Raw genomic sequence first — 14,715 nt, forward strand, 5'->3', positions numbered from 1 at the left:
TAAAGCGTCCGCGCCAGGGATGGCGCGGCTCGAGCCTCCAGGGACGGATTGACGGCGTCTTTACGATCTAGCTGTTATCTCCGCAACCGGCACTTTGTCAATAACCTCACGCCACCCTTAGGTGGCGTTTTTTTATCCCCAGAGAGTGGGAGTTATAAGCAACATCAATGAATCGCGCCACCAGAGATATGCAAATCATGCTCAATTTGCAACGCGATCGAAATGGCTAACTCCAACGCAATCAATACCGAATGAGTCGACATACTCGGCGCACCAGGGTGATTGACCGCCTGCTCAGGCAGATAAGGGATATGGATAAACCCACCCTTTACCTCACTATTAAGCTGGTTTAACCGATGCAATAGGCCATACATCACATGGTTGCAGACATAGGTTCCCGCCGTCTGGGAAACCGAGGCCGGAATACCCGCCTCACGCATCCCCTGCACCATCGCCTTAATCGGTAAACGGGTAAAGTAAGCTGCGGGGCCATTTTCAACGATGGGTTGATCTACCGGCTGATGGCCCAAATTATCGGGAATTCGCGCATCATCGACGTTAATCGCCACCCGTTCGATGGTGATATCCGCACGCCCTCCCGCCTGCCCAATGGCTAACACCAAAATCGGCTGAATATCATCTATCGCAGCATTCAGCGCAGTGAGTGCCTCCCCGAAGGCGCAAGGTAGCTGACGGGTCACCACTCTGACCCCGCCCAGCATTAAATCATTCAGCTGCTTAACCACTTCCCACGACGGATTGACACGCTCCCCGCCAAAGGGTTCAAACCCGGTAATGAGTACGCTTTTCATCGCCTCTCCTAGAGGAACATCAGAAAATAGAGTAAAAATACGTTAACTATCAAAAGCGTAATACCGGTTGGAATTTGTGCTTTGATTACCGCATTTTTGTCCGGCAGCTCCAATAATGCTGCTGGAACAATATTAAAGTTGGCTGCCATTGGTGTCATCAATGTACCGCAGTAACCGGAGAACATCCCGATAGCCGCCATCACCGCCGGATTACCGCCGTGTTGCAACACCAAAATGGGAATACCGATACCGGCAGTCACGATTGGGAAAGCAGCAAAAGCATTGCCCATAATCATAGTTAATACTGCCATGCCAATAGCATAGACCGCCACGGCGACAAAGCGATGATCAACCGCCAGGTACTCTTGCGTCAGGTGTGCAATGGCCACACCGACACCGGCGGTGGTAAACAGCAGGCCCAGTGTTGCCAAAATTTGCGGCAAGATAAATGCCCAACCGATTGAGTCCAGCAGCCGCCGCGCTTCTTGTACCGGCTGTGCTGCCGTTTCATGGGTCATCACCACCGCAATAATCAAGCCAACGACACAACCAACAGTCATCGAAAACAGGGTGACCAAGGTGGCGTGATTACCCGAACCAAATAGCCATTGATCCAGTGCCGGAATATTATTAAACAGTAACACGCCAATTACCGTCACCACCGGAATAGCCAGGGCGGGAATAAACAGCCGATTACCCAAGCGCTTAGCGCTCACTTCGCGCTCTTGCGCTGTGCGCTGATGATAACTGCCCAGTTTTACACCGCCGAAACCTGCAATCAGCGCCATTATCACCACCACCACACCGACGGTAATATTCAGGATGCGCTTCTCATCCGGCCCCTCGCCTGCCAGCGTATTGGCCAGTCGATAGCTCCAATCGCCCACCAGAAAAATCAGCCCGTACAGCCCCCAGAATAGACCCGTCGTGATACGGCGCGGGTTGGCCTTATCACGAAACGACATCACCGAGACAATCAGTAACACGGCACCGGCCAGCCAGTACAAATATTGTTGTTGGACAATCATTTGGCGTCTCCCTTAGTTGCCAGGGCAGAGCGGTTCAGCGCGGTTAATTCAGCAGCGAGTTGCTTATCTAAACGTTGCAGACGGAAAGCATGGATCAAGAAAGCACAAATCGCGGTCGGAATTCCCCACAGCGCGATGTGTAGTGGCTCGGTTTGAATGCCCCCCGACTCCAACATAAAGTTGTGCATGAAGATAATGGCACCGAAGGCGACAAAAATATCTTCACCGAAGAACAGGCCGACGTTATCCGTGGCAGCCGACATGGCGCGCAAACGATAACGCACTTTTTCCGGCAGCTCACCATAGCGGGTTTCCGCAGCCCCTTCCGCCATCGGTGCCAGCAATGGCCGCACCATTTGTGGATGACCGCCAAGACTGGTGAGACCCATTGCTGCCGTGGCTTCGCGCACAAACAGGTAGACAATCAGTAAACGGCCAGAGGTGGCACTCTTAATTTGCGCAATCCACGCCTGCGCACGCTCTTTCAAGCCGTGGCGCTCAAGCAAGCCGATAACGGCCAGTGGCAATAGCAGGATTAGTGGTAGGTTACGGGTGTTGAGAAAGCCCTCCCCCAACTTTTCCAAAATAGTAGCGAGGGGCATCAATGCCGCCACACCGGTGATGATCCCGGCGGTAATCACCACTAACACCGCGTTGATACGCAGTAAAAAGCCAATTACGATCGCCGCGATACCAATCAGCGGCCAAAGATTTACTGTTTGTTCCAAGGTGACTCTCCTGTCTTAAAATGCATTTAATGGGTGAATCTATTCCACCTGGGCCAAGCGGTTATGATTGTGATTGCCCAACAATTACCCCGTCACGGCCTCACTACTGCGCGGTGACCGCAATATTCTCCTGCTGAAAACTGTCCCGTAAGCGGCGGGCGAACGCCAGGGCATGAGCGCCATCACCGTGCACGCAAACCGTATCGGCCTGCACCGCGACCCAACAGCCATCACGAGCCTGAACCTGATGACGCTGCACCATGGCTAAGGTTTGTGACAGCGCCAAATCGTCACTCTCAATGAGGGCATCGGGTTGGCTGCGCGGCACTAAGGTGCCATCGGGTTGATAGCGGCGATCAGCGAACACCTCCTGCCGCGTGACGAGACCGGCCCGCTGACCGGCGCGGATCAACTCACTGCCCGCTAGCCCGACGAGGTGCAAGGAGGAGTCGACCGCTTTCACTGCCTGAGCAATAGCATCTGCCAGCGCAGGATCAACGGCGGCCTGGTTGTACAACATGCCGTGGGGTTTTACATGCTGCATCACTCCCCCTTCCGCCTTGACGATAGCCGCCAGCGCACCCAACTGATAAATCACTTGGGCATAGACGGTTTCAACTGGGAGCTGCATCGCGGTGCGGCCAAAATTCTCGCGATCAGGGAAGCTGGGATGTGCGCCGATAGCTACGCCATATTCGATGGCCCAGCGCACTGATTGGCGCATAGTCTGCGCGTCGCCAGCATGAAAACCACAGGCGATATTGGCCGAACTGACCAACTGCAACAGCGCCTGATCATTAGCGCAGCCTTCACCTAAATCGGCATTTAAATCAATCTTCATTTGGCCTCCACGGCATCGAAACCTTTCTGCAAGCCCCACTCAATTTGTTGCAGGAAATGCTGCTGTTCTGATTTTGCCCGCAGCGCCTCTTCGACGGTACATGGCACAAAATGCACCGGTTCACCGAGTCTAATTTGCGCTAAATGGTAGAGATCAGCCTCGATCACGCAGGCAATACGCGGGTAACCACCAGTGGTCTGCGCATCCGCCATCAGCACAATCGGCTGGCCGTTATGGGGCACCTGCACCACACCGGGCAATAAGCCGTGGGACAACATTTCGCGGGAGGTTGTGCGGGCTAATTCACGGCCCGTCAGACGATAGCCCATCCGGTTACTTTGCGGGCTAAGCTGCCAGGCCTCACGCCAGAAAGCGCCCTGCGCAATATCGTCGAATTGATGATATTCCGGCCCCGGCACTGCGCGAACACGGTTACCGAACAGCAGTTGTTTGATGCCCACAGATTCACGGGGCAACCGTGTCGGCTTACCCAATGGCAGGACATCGCCCTCTTTAATCAATCGCCCTTGATAACCGCCAAAACCCGCTTTCAAATCAGTGCTGCGCGATCCCAACATCTCCGGCACATCAATGCCGCCAGAGATAGCCAGATAGCTGCGCATCCCACGGTGTGGCACACTGAGTTTGAGCTGTTGCCCCGGCTTGACCGGATAACGCCAGCCAGTCCATAGCAGTTGGTCATCAAGCCGCGCATCACAACCAGCCCCCGTCACCGCTAGCCAACCCGCCTGAGTAAATTCAGCGGCAAATTGTCCTAGGGTGATCTCCAGCCCGGCAGCATCAGCCTCATTGCCCACCAACATATTGGCCATTTTCAGCGCCGGTAAATCGAGCGCCCCGCCCTGACTGATCCCTAATCGGCGGAAACCGCCACGGCCACTGTCTTGCACCGTGGTGTAAATACCGGAACGAATAATCTTCAGCATACGCCCCCCTTTAGCGGCAGAAAGCGCACATTATCCCCTGGGCGTAGCAAGGTTGGCGGCATCTCCAGTGGGTTAAATAGTGCCAGCGAGGTGCGGCCGATAAGCTGCCAGCCGCCGGGGGTCGCCAGCGGATAGATGCCCGTTTGGCTGCCACCAATCCCGACAGAACCGGGGGCGACCACCAGCCGTGGCTCCGCGCGCCGTGGGGTAGCGAGCTGTTCCGGCATCCCACCTAAGTATGAGAAACCCGGCTGGAAACCGAGGAAGTAGACGATATAGCTCGCCCCGGCATGGCACTCGACCACCTGACGCTCAGTCATGCCGGTATGGCGCGCCACTTCAGCCAGATCAGGGCCGGCCTCGCCGCCATAGATCACCGGAATAGTGATATCGCGGGACTCAGGGAGTAATGACTCACTCTCTTCCCACCAGCGCTGGAGTTTTTCGATAGCGTCCAGCGCCCTATTTTGCGGATCGGCTAGCAATAAGGTGAGATTATTCATGCCGGGGATCGCCTCAAGGACATCCGGATGATGAATCAGTCGATCAGCCAAACCCCAAATTCGTTGCTGGCTTGCTAAGGTTACCGGCGGTTCCAGCTCCAGAACTACCGCACTTTCTCCTAGTAAATAGCATCGTGCTCGTTGCACTCACATTCCCCTGATTAATTTAGAATTTCTATTTTCATTTTCGTTGGATAACTAACAGTAATAAGTACATATTTATGCGTTAGCGCCTGGCCGCTGTCAATAGAGCCTAATTAGCCGCTAGTGGCAAATAACCACCAGGCACAGCATAAAGAGTAAAATTAACCGCTGATAACGGCAGGTTTTCTAGTTTTTTGATGCGGGTAGACAGCAGAAACTGATTTTTTTCTTATTTAGAATCAGTATCAAACGAGAAAATCTTCTTAAAAATTGCAGACTTAACACTAAGTTGCGATGAGATGACTGTTTTAAACGCGCTGAAACAGGATAAAACCTTATTCCATGAGTGGTTAACTACGCGATTAAGTGAGATAAATGCATCAATAACAGCAATGCACCGATGAAAATCATCAGTGCATTCTGCATAAGAGGGCAAAAATGAGGTCAGGCGGGGTTGGGAATATCAATAAAGATAACCTCAAGTTTATACTCTGAGGCTAACCATTCACCCAGCGCCTTGATGCCATAGCGCTCAGTGGCATGATGCCCTGCCGCATAGAAATTCACCCCCATCTCTCGGGCAATATGAATGGTTTGTTCAGAAACTTCGCCCGTTATAAATGCATCCACCCCAAACTCAGCGGCTTGCTGAATGTATCCCTGCCCGCCACCACTACACCAGGCAATACGACGGATCTCTGCTGGTGCATGATCGCCACAATGCAGCACCTCACGGTTCAAGATTTTTTCCAGACGTTCACGTAAAATCACCGCATTTAGCGGCTGTTCAAACTCGCCATAGGGCAGCAAGGGGTCAATTTCACCCAGCACCCGAATGCCGAGTAACTGCGCCAGCTGTGCGTTATTGCCCAACTCAGGGTGGGCATCCAGCGGTAAGTGGTAGCCATACAGGTTGATGTCGTGGGTAAGCAATGTTTTCAAACGGTTACGTTTCATTCCGCGCACCACCACCGGTTCGTTCTTCCAGAAGTAGCCGTGGTGCACTAAAATAGCATCCGCCTGTTGCCCCACTGCCGCATCCAGCAGTGCCTGACTGGCGGTAACACCGGTCACGATGCGCCGTACATCTTGACGCCCCTCAACCTGCAACCCATTGGGCGCATAATCCTGAAAAGCCGCCGCATTAAGTTTGTTATTGAGCTGCATTTCTAATTCAGTATTACGCATGATGTCACTCTCCTTAAAGATAAAAAATGGCTAGAACTGCTGGCGATCCCCTTGCGCCATCAAAATAAAATTCACCCCCATATCATTGCCTTGCTGCAACTCACTGGCGATGGATTGCCGTACATCCTGCCCCTGCTGGAGTGAGGGTTTTATATGGCTAATCACCACCGGCAGACCTTTTAAGGGCTGACCTTCGCCGCTCTGCTTTTCCAGATTTTTCAACTCTTTTAGCAACCATTTTGGGGTCATATGGCCGTACAGCTTGCCGTCACTTACCGCGTTCGGGTAGGAGACTTCAATAATCATCCCTTTCAGTTGCTGCTGTTTGACCTTCTCAGCCAGCTTGCGCCACACCGTATCCAGATTTTTTGACTTCTCTATCTCATCCGGGCCGGTATCGCCAAAATAGGCAAAAGCGGCATTATTACTGCTAATCAGCAGCATCGAAGAGGGCGACTTATCATGGCTCAGCGGGTACATCTCACCGGTTAAGCGCGTAAGTCCGAGGCTCACCGGCTGGGCTGGGCGCACCATTTGCATCCGGTAAGTGCCCAAACGGGTGCCACTGCCACTGTCGGTAAAATTGGGCCAGACGCGCCAGTTAAAATAGTAGTTCCTCAGCACATCAATGGTATCAGCCGAGGCATAAATGGTTTTTTTGCTGTCCTCCGGTGAACCAATAATCAGGCCGGATACATGGTCAAGATGGGCGTGGCTGATGAAATAGCTATTAATGCGTTGGCGGAAGATATAGCCCTGCCGGGTCAATGGCGCGGCCATTTCATCGGTAATATCAGGGAAACTGCCCTTCTCCAACGCCTTGGCAATGCCCGGTAACACTGAACCGGCATCCAGCGCCAAATAGAGTGGCTGGCTATCATCACGAATCAGATAGGAGGTCAGGTTGCCATCGGTGACGCCGCCATCGACGCCAAGTGCTACCACCTCAAAGCCCGCCGCAGCCAGTGAGCTATACAGGCTAAGGGATAAAACCAGCCCCGTGTTAAGCGCCATTTTGGCCCTATTATGGCGGCATAACATGGCGTTAGCCGAAGAATTTAACAAAAACATGAAGGCTCCTTGTGATTAGGCTTCCTTGCTGCCATCCCGCTTAGCGGCGTCAAATGCCGCGAGTGTCGCCAATCTAGCCAGCTTATGATCCACCAGCGGTGGTGGGTAATTCAGATGTTGCTGTTGCCGCTGCGCCCAGCGCCAGGGCTGATGAATATCACTGTCTGGCACCGCCGCCAGTTCCGGCAACCAACGGCGAATAAAGGTGCCCTCTTTATCAAAACGCTCTCCTTGCGTGGTGGGATTGAAAATACGAAAGTAGGGGGCCGCATCCGTACCCGTCGAGGCCGCCCACTGCCAGCCACCATTATTAGCTGCCAAATCGCCATCCAATAATTGAGACATAAAATAGCGCTCGCCGTGCCGCCAATCGATCAGCAGATCTTTGACCAGAAAACTGGCGCTAATCATACGCAGGCGGTTATGCATCCAGCCGGTTTCATTCAGTTGCCGCATTGCGGCATCGACAATAGGATAACCCGTCTGCCCCTGCTGCCAGGCGATTAATTGCTGTTCTGAGTGATTCCATCTTACTGCATCAGTCCAGCCAATAAAGGGATGATGCTGACATAAACGGGGATAGGCCACTAATAGATGACGATAAAACTCACGCCAGATCAACTCATTAAGCCAGGTAAAAGCCCCACTGTCACTCCTCTCCAGCAGATCAGGGCACTCGGCCCGCAGGCGGTTAAAGCATTGACGGGGTGAAACTATGCCTAGCGCTAAATAAGGAGACAAACAGCTAGTTCCGGCAATGGCGGGCCGATCACGCTGTTGCAGATAGTCCTGAACCTGCTCACGGCAGAAACTGCGCAGGCGCTGCAATGCCGCCTCCTCACCTGCCGGGAATAATGAGTTGTCGACCAAGTGCTGCGGATAATCAAATGGCTCAAGCGGCGATAATTCGACAGCGCCTGAGTTTTGCCGCGCTTGCGGTGCGGGTACACAACGGCAATCACTCATCATCAGCCGCTGAATAAAGGCGCGGCGGAACGGGGTAAATATTTTGTACATCTCATGGTTGCCGGTCTGGACGCTCCCCGGCGGCAATAGCACACTGTCATGGAAACTATGGCAAGCAATTGACTGACGATTTAGTTGCGCCGTGAATGCCTCATCCCGCCGCCGCTCGTTCAACTCATACTGTTGATTGTAAAACAGCGCATCAACTTGCTGCTGCTGACAAAAATTATCCAGCCAGGCAATAGATTCCTGAAAATCATCACACTGATGATAGTGCAGCGGTATCCCGCGACTGGCCAGTGCCCCCTGTAACAGTTGCAGATTTTGTTGCAAAAATGCCGCCTGCCGCGGTGCCATATCATGTGTCGCCCACTGCTTAGGTGTGGCGATAAATACCGCTATCACCCTGGCGTGCTCATCCTGACAGGCCGCATATAGGGCTAGATTATCAGTGACGCGTAAATCATTACGCAACCAAACCAAATGGGTAACCATGCCCTATCCTTGCGGTGAATAAAAGCTAAAGTAGTGCTGCCCGGAGAGATAATCATTCGGGAACTCAATCAGATAAGCCATTAGTTGGGTGACAGGGGTACTCAGGGGCAATTCACCCAGCCGATATTGGTCGATAAGCTGCGCCAGCGCTTGCCGCTGGGGTGAATTGAGGTGAGGCCGGAAATAGCCCTGCACATGCATGAGCACATTGGTGTGATTAGCGGTGGTGGGCTGATGAGAGAGTAAATGCAGCAATCGCTGGCGATACTCCGCAGTAAAATCAATAAGTGAAGGCCATTTATCCATTGAGGCAATAAAAGGGCCAATTTCGCGGTATTCAGGCTGCGAATGTGCCAGCAACACCAATTTGTAGCGGCTATGAAATGCCATCAACTTGCCACGGGTCATACCCGCCACACAGAGTGCATCAAGTTCATCGCGCGCATAACAATATTCACTACTGTGCACCACCTGATTGCTTTGCGGCATCCTATTCTCCATCAACCTTTGTTGTCTTGTGCCTCACTTGATTGATTTCATCATAACAGTTGTTGCCAAAGAAGCAGGGATTGGTTGATCGCGTTACTCATCTGCCCCTGGCGCAGGCAATAAAAAACCCGCGAGCATTAACTCGCGGGCTATTCACTTTACAGTACGTTTATCGTCGCAAAGCCTGCTGGCTCAGCCATCAATAAAAATCTTGTGCCGCCATTTCAGACTGTGCTAACCAGACCGGCTTATCACTGGTTTTCGCCCAGACACGGTGCAGGTAGCTGTAGAAACGGGCGCGATCTTTGCGGAAAAGCATCACTGGCAGCGCCAGTAAGCCCGCCAGAATCACGGCGCTGCGGCGCAAGAGAACCTGATGTAATGGGTATGCATTGTACATGGACATAACGATCCTCCTCTAAAAACGCCTTCGTATCATGGATGGCCAACTGTTCGCTAGGCCAATTTACCGCGAGGCGCTGAAAGTTAAATAAGATAATTGGTAACTGGACAAAATTTTACCGCATTGATTGAAACTTTACCACTCATCCGACCACTAATAGCGCATAAAAATCGATAGAAATTGTCACTTCTGTAATTTTGTTACATCAAGGTTAATTTAAAGCCACTTACTCGTTGCATTATCGTTATGCACTATCTGGTTATTAGCAATTGGCTATCACCTTTTTCAAGCTGAATAAATTACACCCACTTGATGTACTTTTTTTGACCATTTTTATACTTTTTTTACACCCCACCCCACTTTTTTATCAAGAACTTTTCGCCCAACTTCCTAAGCTGCTGTTATCAAATCGTGAGTGACCAAAACTGGGTTATCAAAACATGCGCTGTGGAGGTGTATTGTGAGTTTCAGCATCATGGGTGGTGCGCTGCTGGTTCTGCTGCTTCTGGGCTATCTGGTTTATGCCCTGTTTAATGCGGAGGACTTTTAAATGGCGGCATCAGGATTTCTGCTTATCGCCAGTTTCATGCTGGTGTTGTTGGTGCTCTCCCGTCCGTTGGGGGGCGTTTTGGCACGCCTTATCGAAGGCGAACCTTTTGCGCCATTACAAAAAATCGAGGCCGGTTTATGGCGCTGTAGTGGGGTAAAAAATGCGGAGATGAACGGCTGGCAATATGCGCTGGCGATCCTCAGCTTTAACTTGCTGGGCATTGTGCTGCTCTTTGCACTGCTTATGGCGCAAGGCTCACTGCCGCTGAATCCTGAAAAGATGCCGGGTATGTCGTGGCATCTGGCACTGAACACCGCGGTCAGCTTCGTCACCAACACCAACTGGCAAGCCTATAGCGGCGAAAATACACTCAGTTATCTGAGCCAAATGGCGGGGCTGACGGTACAAAACTTCCTCTCTGCCGCCACCGGTATTGCTGTCGCTTTTGCGCTGATTCGGGCTTTTGCCCGCCATTCTGCGGCCACACTCGGCAATGCCTGGGTCGATCTGGTGCGCATCACTCTATATGTCTTACTGCCGATTGCGCTGATCATCGCACTGATTTTTGTCAGTCAGGGCGTGTTGCAAAATCTGGATAGCTACCTGCACATCACCACCCTGGAGGGGGTAAAACAGACCTTGCCGATGGGGCCGGTGGCCTCGCAGGAAGCTATTAAGATGCTGGGGACCAATGGCGGCGGCTTCTTTGGTGCTAACTCGGCACATCCGTTTGAGAACCCAACCGTGTTCAGCAACTTTGTGCAGATGTTGGCTATTTTCCTGATCCCTTGCGCACTCTGCTTCGCCTTCGGCCAGGTGGTCGGGGATAACCGTCAGGGCCATGCGCTGATCTGGGCCATGTCGCTAATCTTTGTCGTCGCCGTGGTGGTGGTGATGTATGCCGAGCTGGCCGGTAACCCGCACTTAACTCAACTGGGTGCCAACAGCAATATCAATATGGAGGGCAAAGAGTCCCGCTTCGGTATTCTCGCCAGCAGCATGTATGCCGTGGTGACGACCGCCGCCTCTTGCGGAGCGGTTAACGCCATGCACGACTCCTTTACCGCCCTCGGTGGCATGGTGCCGATGTGGCTGATGCAGATTGGTGAGGTGGTGTTCGGCGGCGTCGGTTCAGGTTTGTACGGCATGTTGCTATTCGTGCTGCTAACCGTGTTTATTGCTGGCTTGATGATTGGCCGCACCCCTGAATATCTCGGCAAGAAAATTGACGTTTTTGATATGAAAATGACCGCGCTGGCGATTCTGGTCACCCCTGCTGTCGTGCTGCTGGGCACCGCACTGGCGCTCTGTACCGATGCCGGCCGCGCCGGGATCCTCAACCCCGGTGCCCACGGTTTTAGCGAAGTGCTCTACGCCCTCTCCTCTGCGGCCAACAACAACGGCAGCGCCTTTGCCGGCCTGAGTGTTAACACGCCGTTTTATAACCTGCTGCTCGCCGCGGCAATGTTCCTGGGGCGATTTGGGGTGATTCTGCCGGTATTGGCGATTGCCAGTTCGCTGGTGGCGAAAAAGCGCCAACCTGCGGGTAACGGCACCCTGCCGACTGCCGGGCCACTGTTTATCGGTTTGCTGGTCGGTACGGTGTTATTGGTCGGCGCATTGACCTTTATCCCTGCGCTGGCCTTAGGCCCGGTCGCTGAGCATCTGCAAATCTGGTTACCACATTGAATAGGTTACTCAAGTCAGTGATTCGGGGTCGCGAGCATCGCTACCCCCTGCGGCTTCAGTGCCAAGAGTATTGCTAAGAGAGAATAACGATGACTCACAAACAACGCGCGATTTTTGAACCAGCACTGGTTCGTACAGCGCTGCTTGATGCAATGAAGAAGCTGGACCCGCGCGTCCAGTGGCGTAATCCGGTGATGTTCGTGGTCTATCTGGGCAGTTGGCTGACCACCCTGATCTGGCTGGCGATATTGAGCGGGCAAACCGCCGGTAGCGCCACCTTTACCGGCAGTGTCGCCCTGTGGCTGTGGTTTACCGTGCTGTTTGCCAACTTTGCCGAAGCACTGGCCGAGGGGCGCAGCAAAGCGCAGGCTGAGAGTCTGCGTGGGGTGAAAAAAACCAGTTGGGCCAAAAAACTCTCGGCAGCCCGCTTTGATGCACCACATGAGAGTGTTTCTGCCGACAGTCTACGCAAGGGTGACCTGGTGCTGATCGAGGCCGGTGACACTGTGCCCTGCGATGGCGAAGTGCTGGAGGGCGGCGCATCGGTGGATGAGAGCGCCATTACCGGTGAATCTGCCCCGGTTATCCGCGAATCTGGCGGCGACTTCTCCTCCGTCACCGGCGGCACGCGCGTGCTGTCCGACTGGCTGGTGGTCGAGTGCAGTGCGAATCCGGGTGAAACCTTCCTCGACCGCATGATAGCCATGGTCGAAGGGGCAAAACGTCGCAAGACGCCAAACGAAGTGGCGCTGACCATCTTACTGATCGCGCTGACCATCGTCTTTTTACTGGCGACAGCGACACTCTATCCATTCTCCGTGTTCAGCGTCGAGGCAAACCAAGCCGGTCATCCCGTGACCATCACCGTGCTGGTGGCACTGCTGGTCTGTCTTATCCCCACCACCATTGGCGGCTTGTTATCCGCGATTGGCGTGGCGGGGATGAGCCGGATGTTGGGGGCCAACGTGATAGCCACCAGTGGGCGCGCGGTGGAAGCTGCCGGTGACGTTGATGTGCTGCTGCTGGATAAAACCGGCACCATCACTCTGGGTAATCGCCAGGCGTCAGAGTTCTTGCCCGCGCCGGGAGTCACCGAGCAGCAACTGGCGGATGCCGCGCAGCTCTCTTCGCTAGCTGACGAAACACCGGAAGGCCGCAGTATCGTGGTGCTGGCTAAACAGCGGTTTAACTTGCGTGAGCGGGACCTGCACAGCCTGAATGCCACCTTTGTGCCCTTCTCGGCGCAAACCCGCATGAGCGGTGTTAACGTGCAGGATCGGATGATCCGCAAAGGGGCGGTCGATGCAATTCGCCGCCATGTGGAGTCTAATCAGGGCCACTTCCCGCGCGCCGTGGATGATGCGGTAGAGTATGTTGCCCGCACCGGCGGTACACCGCTGGTAGTGGCGGATGGGCCACGGGTGCTGGGGGTGGTGGCGCTAAAAGATATCGTGAAAGGCGGCATTAAAGAGCGTTTTGCAGAACTGCGCAAAATGGGCATTAAAACCGTGATGATCACCGGTGATAACCGCCTGACGGCCGCCGCCATTGCCGCAGAAGCGGGCGTGGATGATTTTCTGGCAGAAGCTACGCCGGAAGCTAAATTGGCATTGATTCGTCAGTATCAGGCAGAGGGTCGGCTGGTGGCGATGACGGGCGACGGCACCAACGACGCGCCAGCACTGGCACAAGCAGATGTGGCGGTGGCGATGAACTCCGGGACTCAGGCGGCCAAAGAGGCGGGCAACATGGTGGATTTAGACTCCAACCCGACCAAGCTGATTGAGGTGGTGCATATTGGCAAACAGATGCTGATGACCCGTGGCTCCCTGACCACCTTCAGTATCGCCAACGACGTCGCCAAATATTTCGCCATCATCCCGGCGGCCTTTGCCGCGACCTATCCGCAGCTCAACGCCCTGAATGTGATGCAGTTGCACTCCCCCGCCTCGGCAATCCTGTCGGCGGTGATCTTTAACGCACTGGTGATTGTATTTCTGATCCCACTGGCGCTAAAAGGGGTCAGCTATAAGGCGATGAGTGCCGCCGCCCTGCTGCGCCGCAACCTGTGGATCTATGGTCTGGGGGGGCTGCTGGTGCCCTTTGTCGGTATCAAAGTGATCGACCTGGTGCTAACAGCATTAAATTTGGGCTAGGAAAATCACGTTTTCGTCAAGGCCACTGTCACCGTTGATGGTGGCCCGTTTTAAGCGCTAAATTGAGGTAATAAAAGATGTCATCGACCACAAATATGTCATCAATAGCCCGCCACTCATATCTACGGCCAGCCTTGGTGCTACTGCTATTACTGACACTGATCACCGGCATCGCCTACCCGCTACTGACCACCGGGCTGGCTAAATTAATGTTTTCCCAGCAAGCTAAGGGGTCGCTGGTCATGTTGGGTGATGAGGTGATAGGTTCCAGTTTGATCGGCCAGAACTTTACTCAGCCGGGTTATTTTAGCGGCCGCCCATCAGTCACCGCAGAGATGCCTTATAATCCAATGGCCTCAGGTGGCAGTAATTTGGCGATCAGCAATCCGGCGCTGGAGCAGGCTATCAGTGAGCGGGTTAAATTACAGCGTCAAGCCAATCCTACGCAAACAGGCCCAGTACCGGTTGATCTGGTCACCGCGTCTGGCAGTGGTTTGGACCCCAGTATTTCGCTGGAAGCCGCCTATTATCAAGCGCCCCGCATTGCGGCCCTGCGCCAAATGCCGCTGTCTGAGGTGAAACAATTGATTGATAGCAGCACACAGAAAGCGACACCTAATTTCTTCGGTGAATCAGTGGTCAACGTGCTGAATCTGAATATGGCACTGGATGCTCAGAGTCACGTATCGGCAAAACCTTAAGGAT

General features: G+C 53.6%; 15 protein-coding genes. 4 read left to right on the plus strand and 11 right to left on the minus strand.

All coding sequences use genetic code 11. The features are described from left to right. Positions 1-164 precede the first annotated feature (164 nt). The 11 genes from pcp to FFE93_RS14795 form a co-directional block, all read right to left on the minus strand. Complete coding sequence (gene pcp, locus FFE93_RS14745) at positions 165-812, minus strand: pyroglutamyl-peptidase I (protein WP_005279653.1); 648 nt, start codon at positions 810-812, stop codon at positions 165-167. Positions 813-820: 8 nt separating this feature from the next. Then, a complete protein-coding gene (locus FFE93_RS14750; RefSeq protein ID WP_032899113.1) occupies positions 821-1,840 on the minus strand; it encodes a DUF979 domain-containing protein in 1,020 nt (339 codons plus the stop codon). Beyond that, positions 1,837-2,568, minus strand: a complete 732-nt coding sequence (locus FFE93_RS14755) for a DUF969 domain-containing protein (protein WP_005279651.1) — start codon at positions 2,566-2,568, stop codon at positions 1,837-1,839. Before FFE93_RS14755 ends, FFE93_RS14750 begins: the two co-directional genes overlap by 4 nt. Positions 2,569-2,671: 103 nt before the next feature. Beyond that, positions 2,672-3,409, minus strand: coding sequence for a 5-oxoprolinase subunit PxpA (gene pxpA / locus FFE93_RS14760; RefSeq protein WP_032899111.1), 738 nt, complete (start codon positions 3,407-3,409; stop codon positions 2,672-2,674). Further along, entirely contained in the window at positions 3,406-4,356 is a 951-nt protein-coding gene (gene pxpC, locus FFE93_RS14765) for a 5-oxoprolinase subunit PxpC (protein ID WP_057647547.1), read from the minus strand. Before pxpC ends, pxpA begins: the two co-directional genes overlap by 4 nt. Next, positions 4,350-5,006, minus strand: coding sequence for a 5-oxoprolinase subunit PxpB (gene pxpB, locus FFE93_RS14770; protein ID WP_005279648.1), 657 nt, complete (start codon positions 5,004-5,006; stop codon positions 4,350-4,352). Before pxpB ends, pxpC begins: the two co-directional genes overlap by 7 nt. Before the next feature lie 441 nt (positions 5,007-5,447). Further along, positions 5,448-6,191, minus strand: coding sequence for a type 2 GTP cyclohydrolase I (locus FFE93_RS14775; RefSeq protein ID WP_054872443.1), 744 nt, complete (start codon positions 6,189-6,191; stop codon positions 5,448-5,450). A gap of 30 nt (positions 6,192-6,221) precedes the next feature. Continuing rightward, positions 6,222-7,232 carry an MBL fold metallo-hydrolase gene (locus tag FFE93_RS14780; protein WP_172666411.1) on the minus strand — a complete coding sequence of 337 codons (1,011 nt, stop codon included), beginning with the start codon at positions 7,230-7,232 and terminating at the stop codon, positions 6,222-6,224. 45 nt (positions 7,233-7,277) lie between these two features. After that, entirely contained in the window at positions 7,278-8,723 is a 1,446-nt protein-coding gene (gene phrB / locus FFE93_RS14785) for a deoxyribodipyrimidine photo-lyase (RefSeq protein WP_054872444.1), read from the minus strand. 3 nt (positions 8,724-8,726) lie between these two features. After that, positions 8,727-9,212 (minus strand): YbgA family protein, encoded by a 486-nt coding sequence (locus FFE93_RS14790; RefSeq protein WP_057647539.1) that lies wholly within the window; start codon positions 9,210-9,212, stop codon positions 8,727-8,729. A gap of 199 nt (positions 9,213-9,411) precedes the next feature. Continuing rightward, on the minus strand, positions 9,412-9,618 hold the full coding sequence (locus FFE93_RS14795; protein WP_032898490.1) for a YbfA family protein: 207 nt from the start codon (positions 9,616-9,618) through the stop codon (positions 9,412-9,414). Between the two features lie 457 nt (positions 9,619-10,075). On the opposite strand from FFE93_RS14795, the gene FFE93_RS14800 reads away from it, so the two are divergent. The 4 genes from FFE93_RS14800 (at position 10,076) to kdpC (ending at position 14,711) form a co-directional block, all read left to right on the plus strand. Next, the gene (locus FFE93_RS14800; RefSeq protein ID WP_032898491.1) at positions 10,076-10,165 is read left to right on the plus strand and encodes a K(+)-transporting ATPase subunit F; all 90 of its coding nucleotides are present in this window, start codon (positions 10,076-10,078) and stop codon (positions 10,163-10,165) included. Beyond that, positions 10,166-11,854, plus strand: a complete 1,689-nt coding sequence (kdpA, locus tag FFE93_RS14805) for a potassium-transporting ATPase subunit KdpA (protein WP_049599473.1) — start codon at positions 10,166-10,168, stop codon at positions 11,852-11,854. An 89-nt stretch (positions 11,855-11,943) separates the two neighbouring features. Beyond that, entirely contained in the window at positions 11,944-14,010 is a 2,067-nt protein-coding gene (gene kdpB, locus FFE93_RS14810) for a potassium-transporting ATPase subunit KdpB (protein ID WP_005277095.1), read from the plus strand. Between the two features lie 77 nt (positions 14,011-14,087). After that, positions 14,088-14,711 carry a potassium-transporting ATPase subunit KdpC gene (gene kdpC / locus FFE93_RS14815; RefSeq protein ID WP_057647534.1) on the plus strand — a complete coding sequence of 208 codons (624 nt, stop codon included), beginning with the start codon at positions 14,088-14,090 and terminating at the stop codon, positions 14,709-14,711. The last annotated feature ends 4 nt before the right edge of the window (positions 14,712-14,715 follow it).

It is taken from the genome of Yersinia sp. KBS0713, assembly GCF_005937895.2.
Lineage (GTDB): Bacteria > Pseudomonadota > Gammaproteobacteria > Enterobacterales > Enterobacteriaceae > Yersinia > Yersinia bercovieri.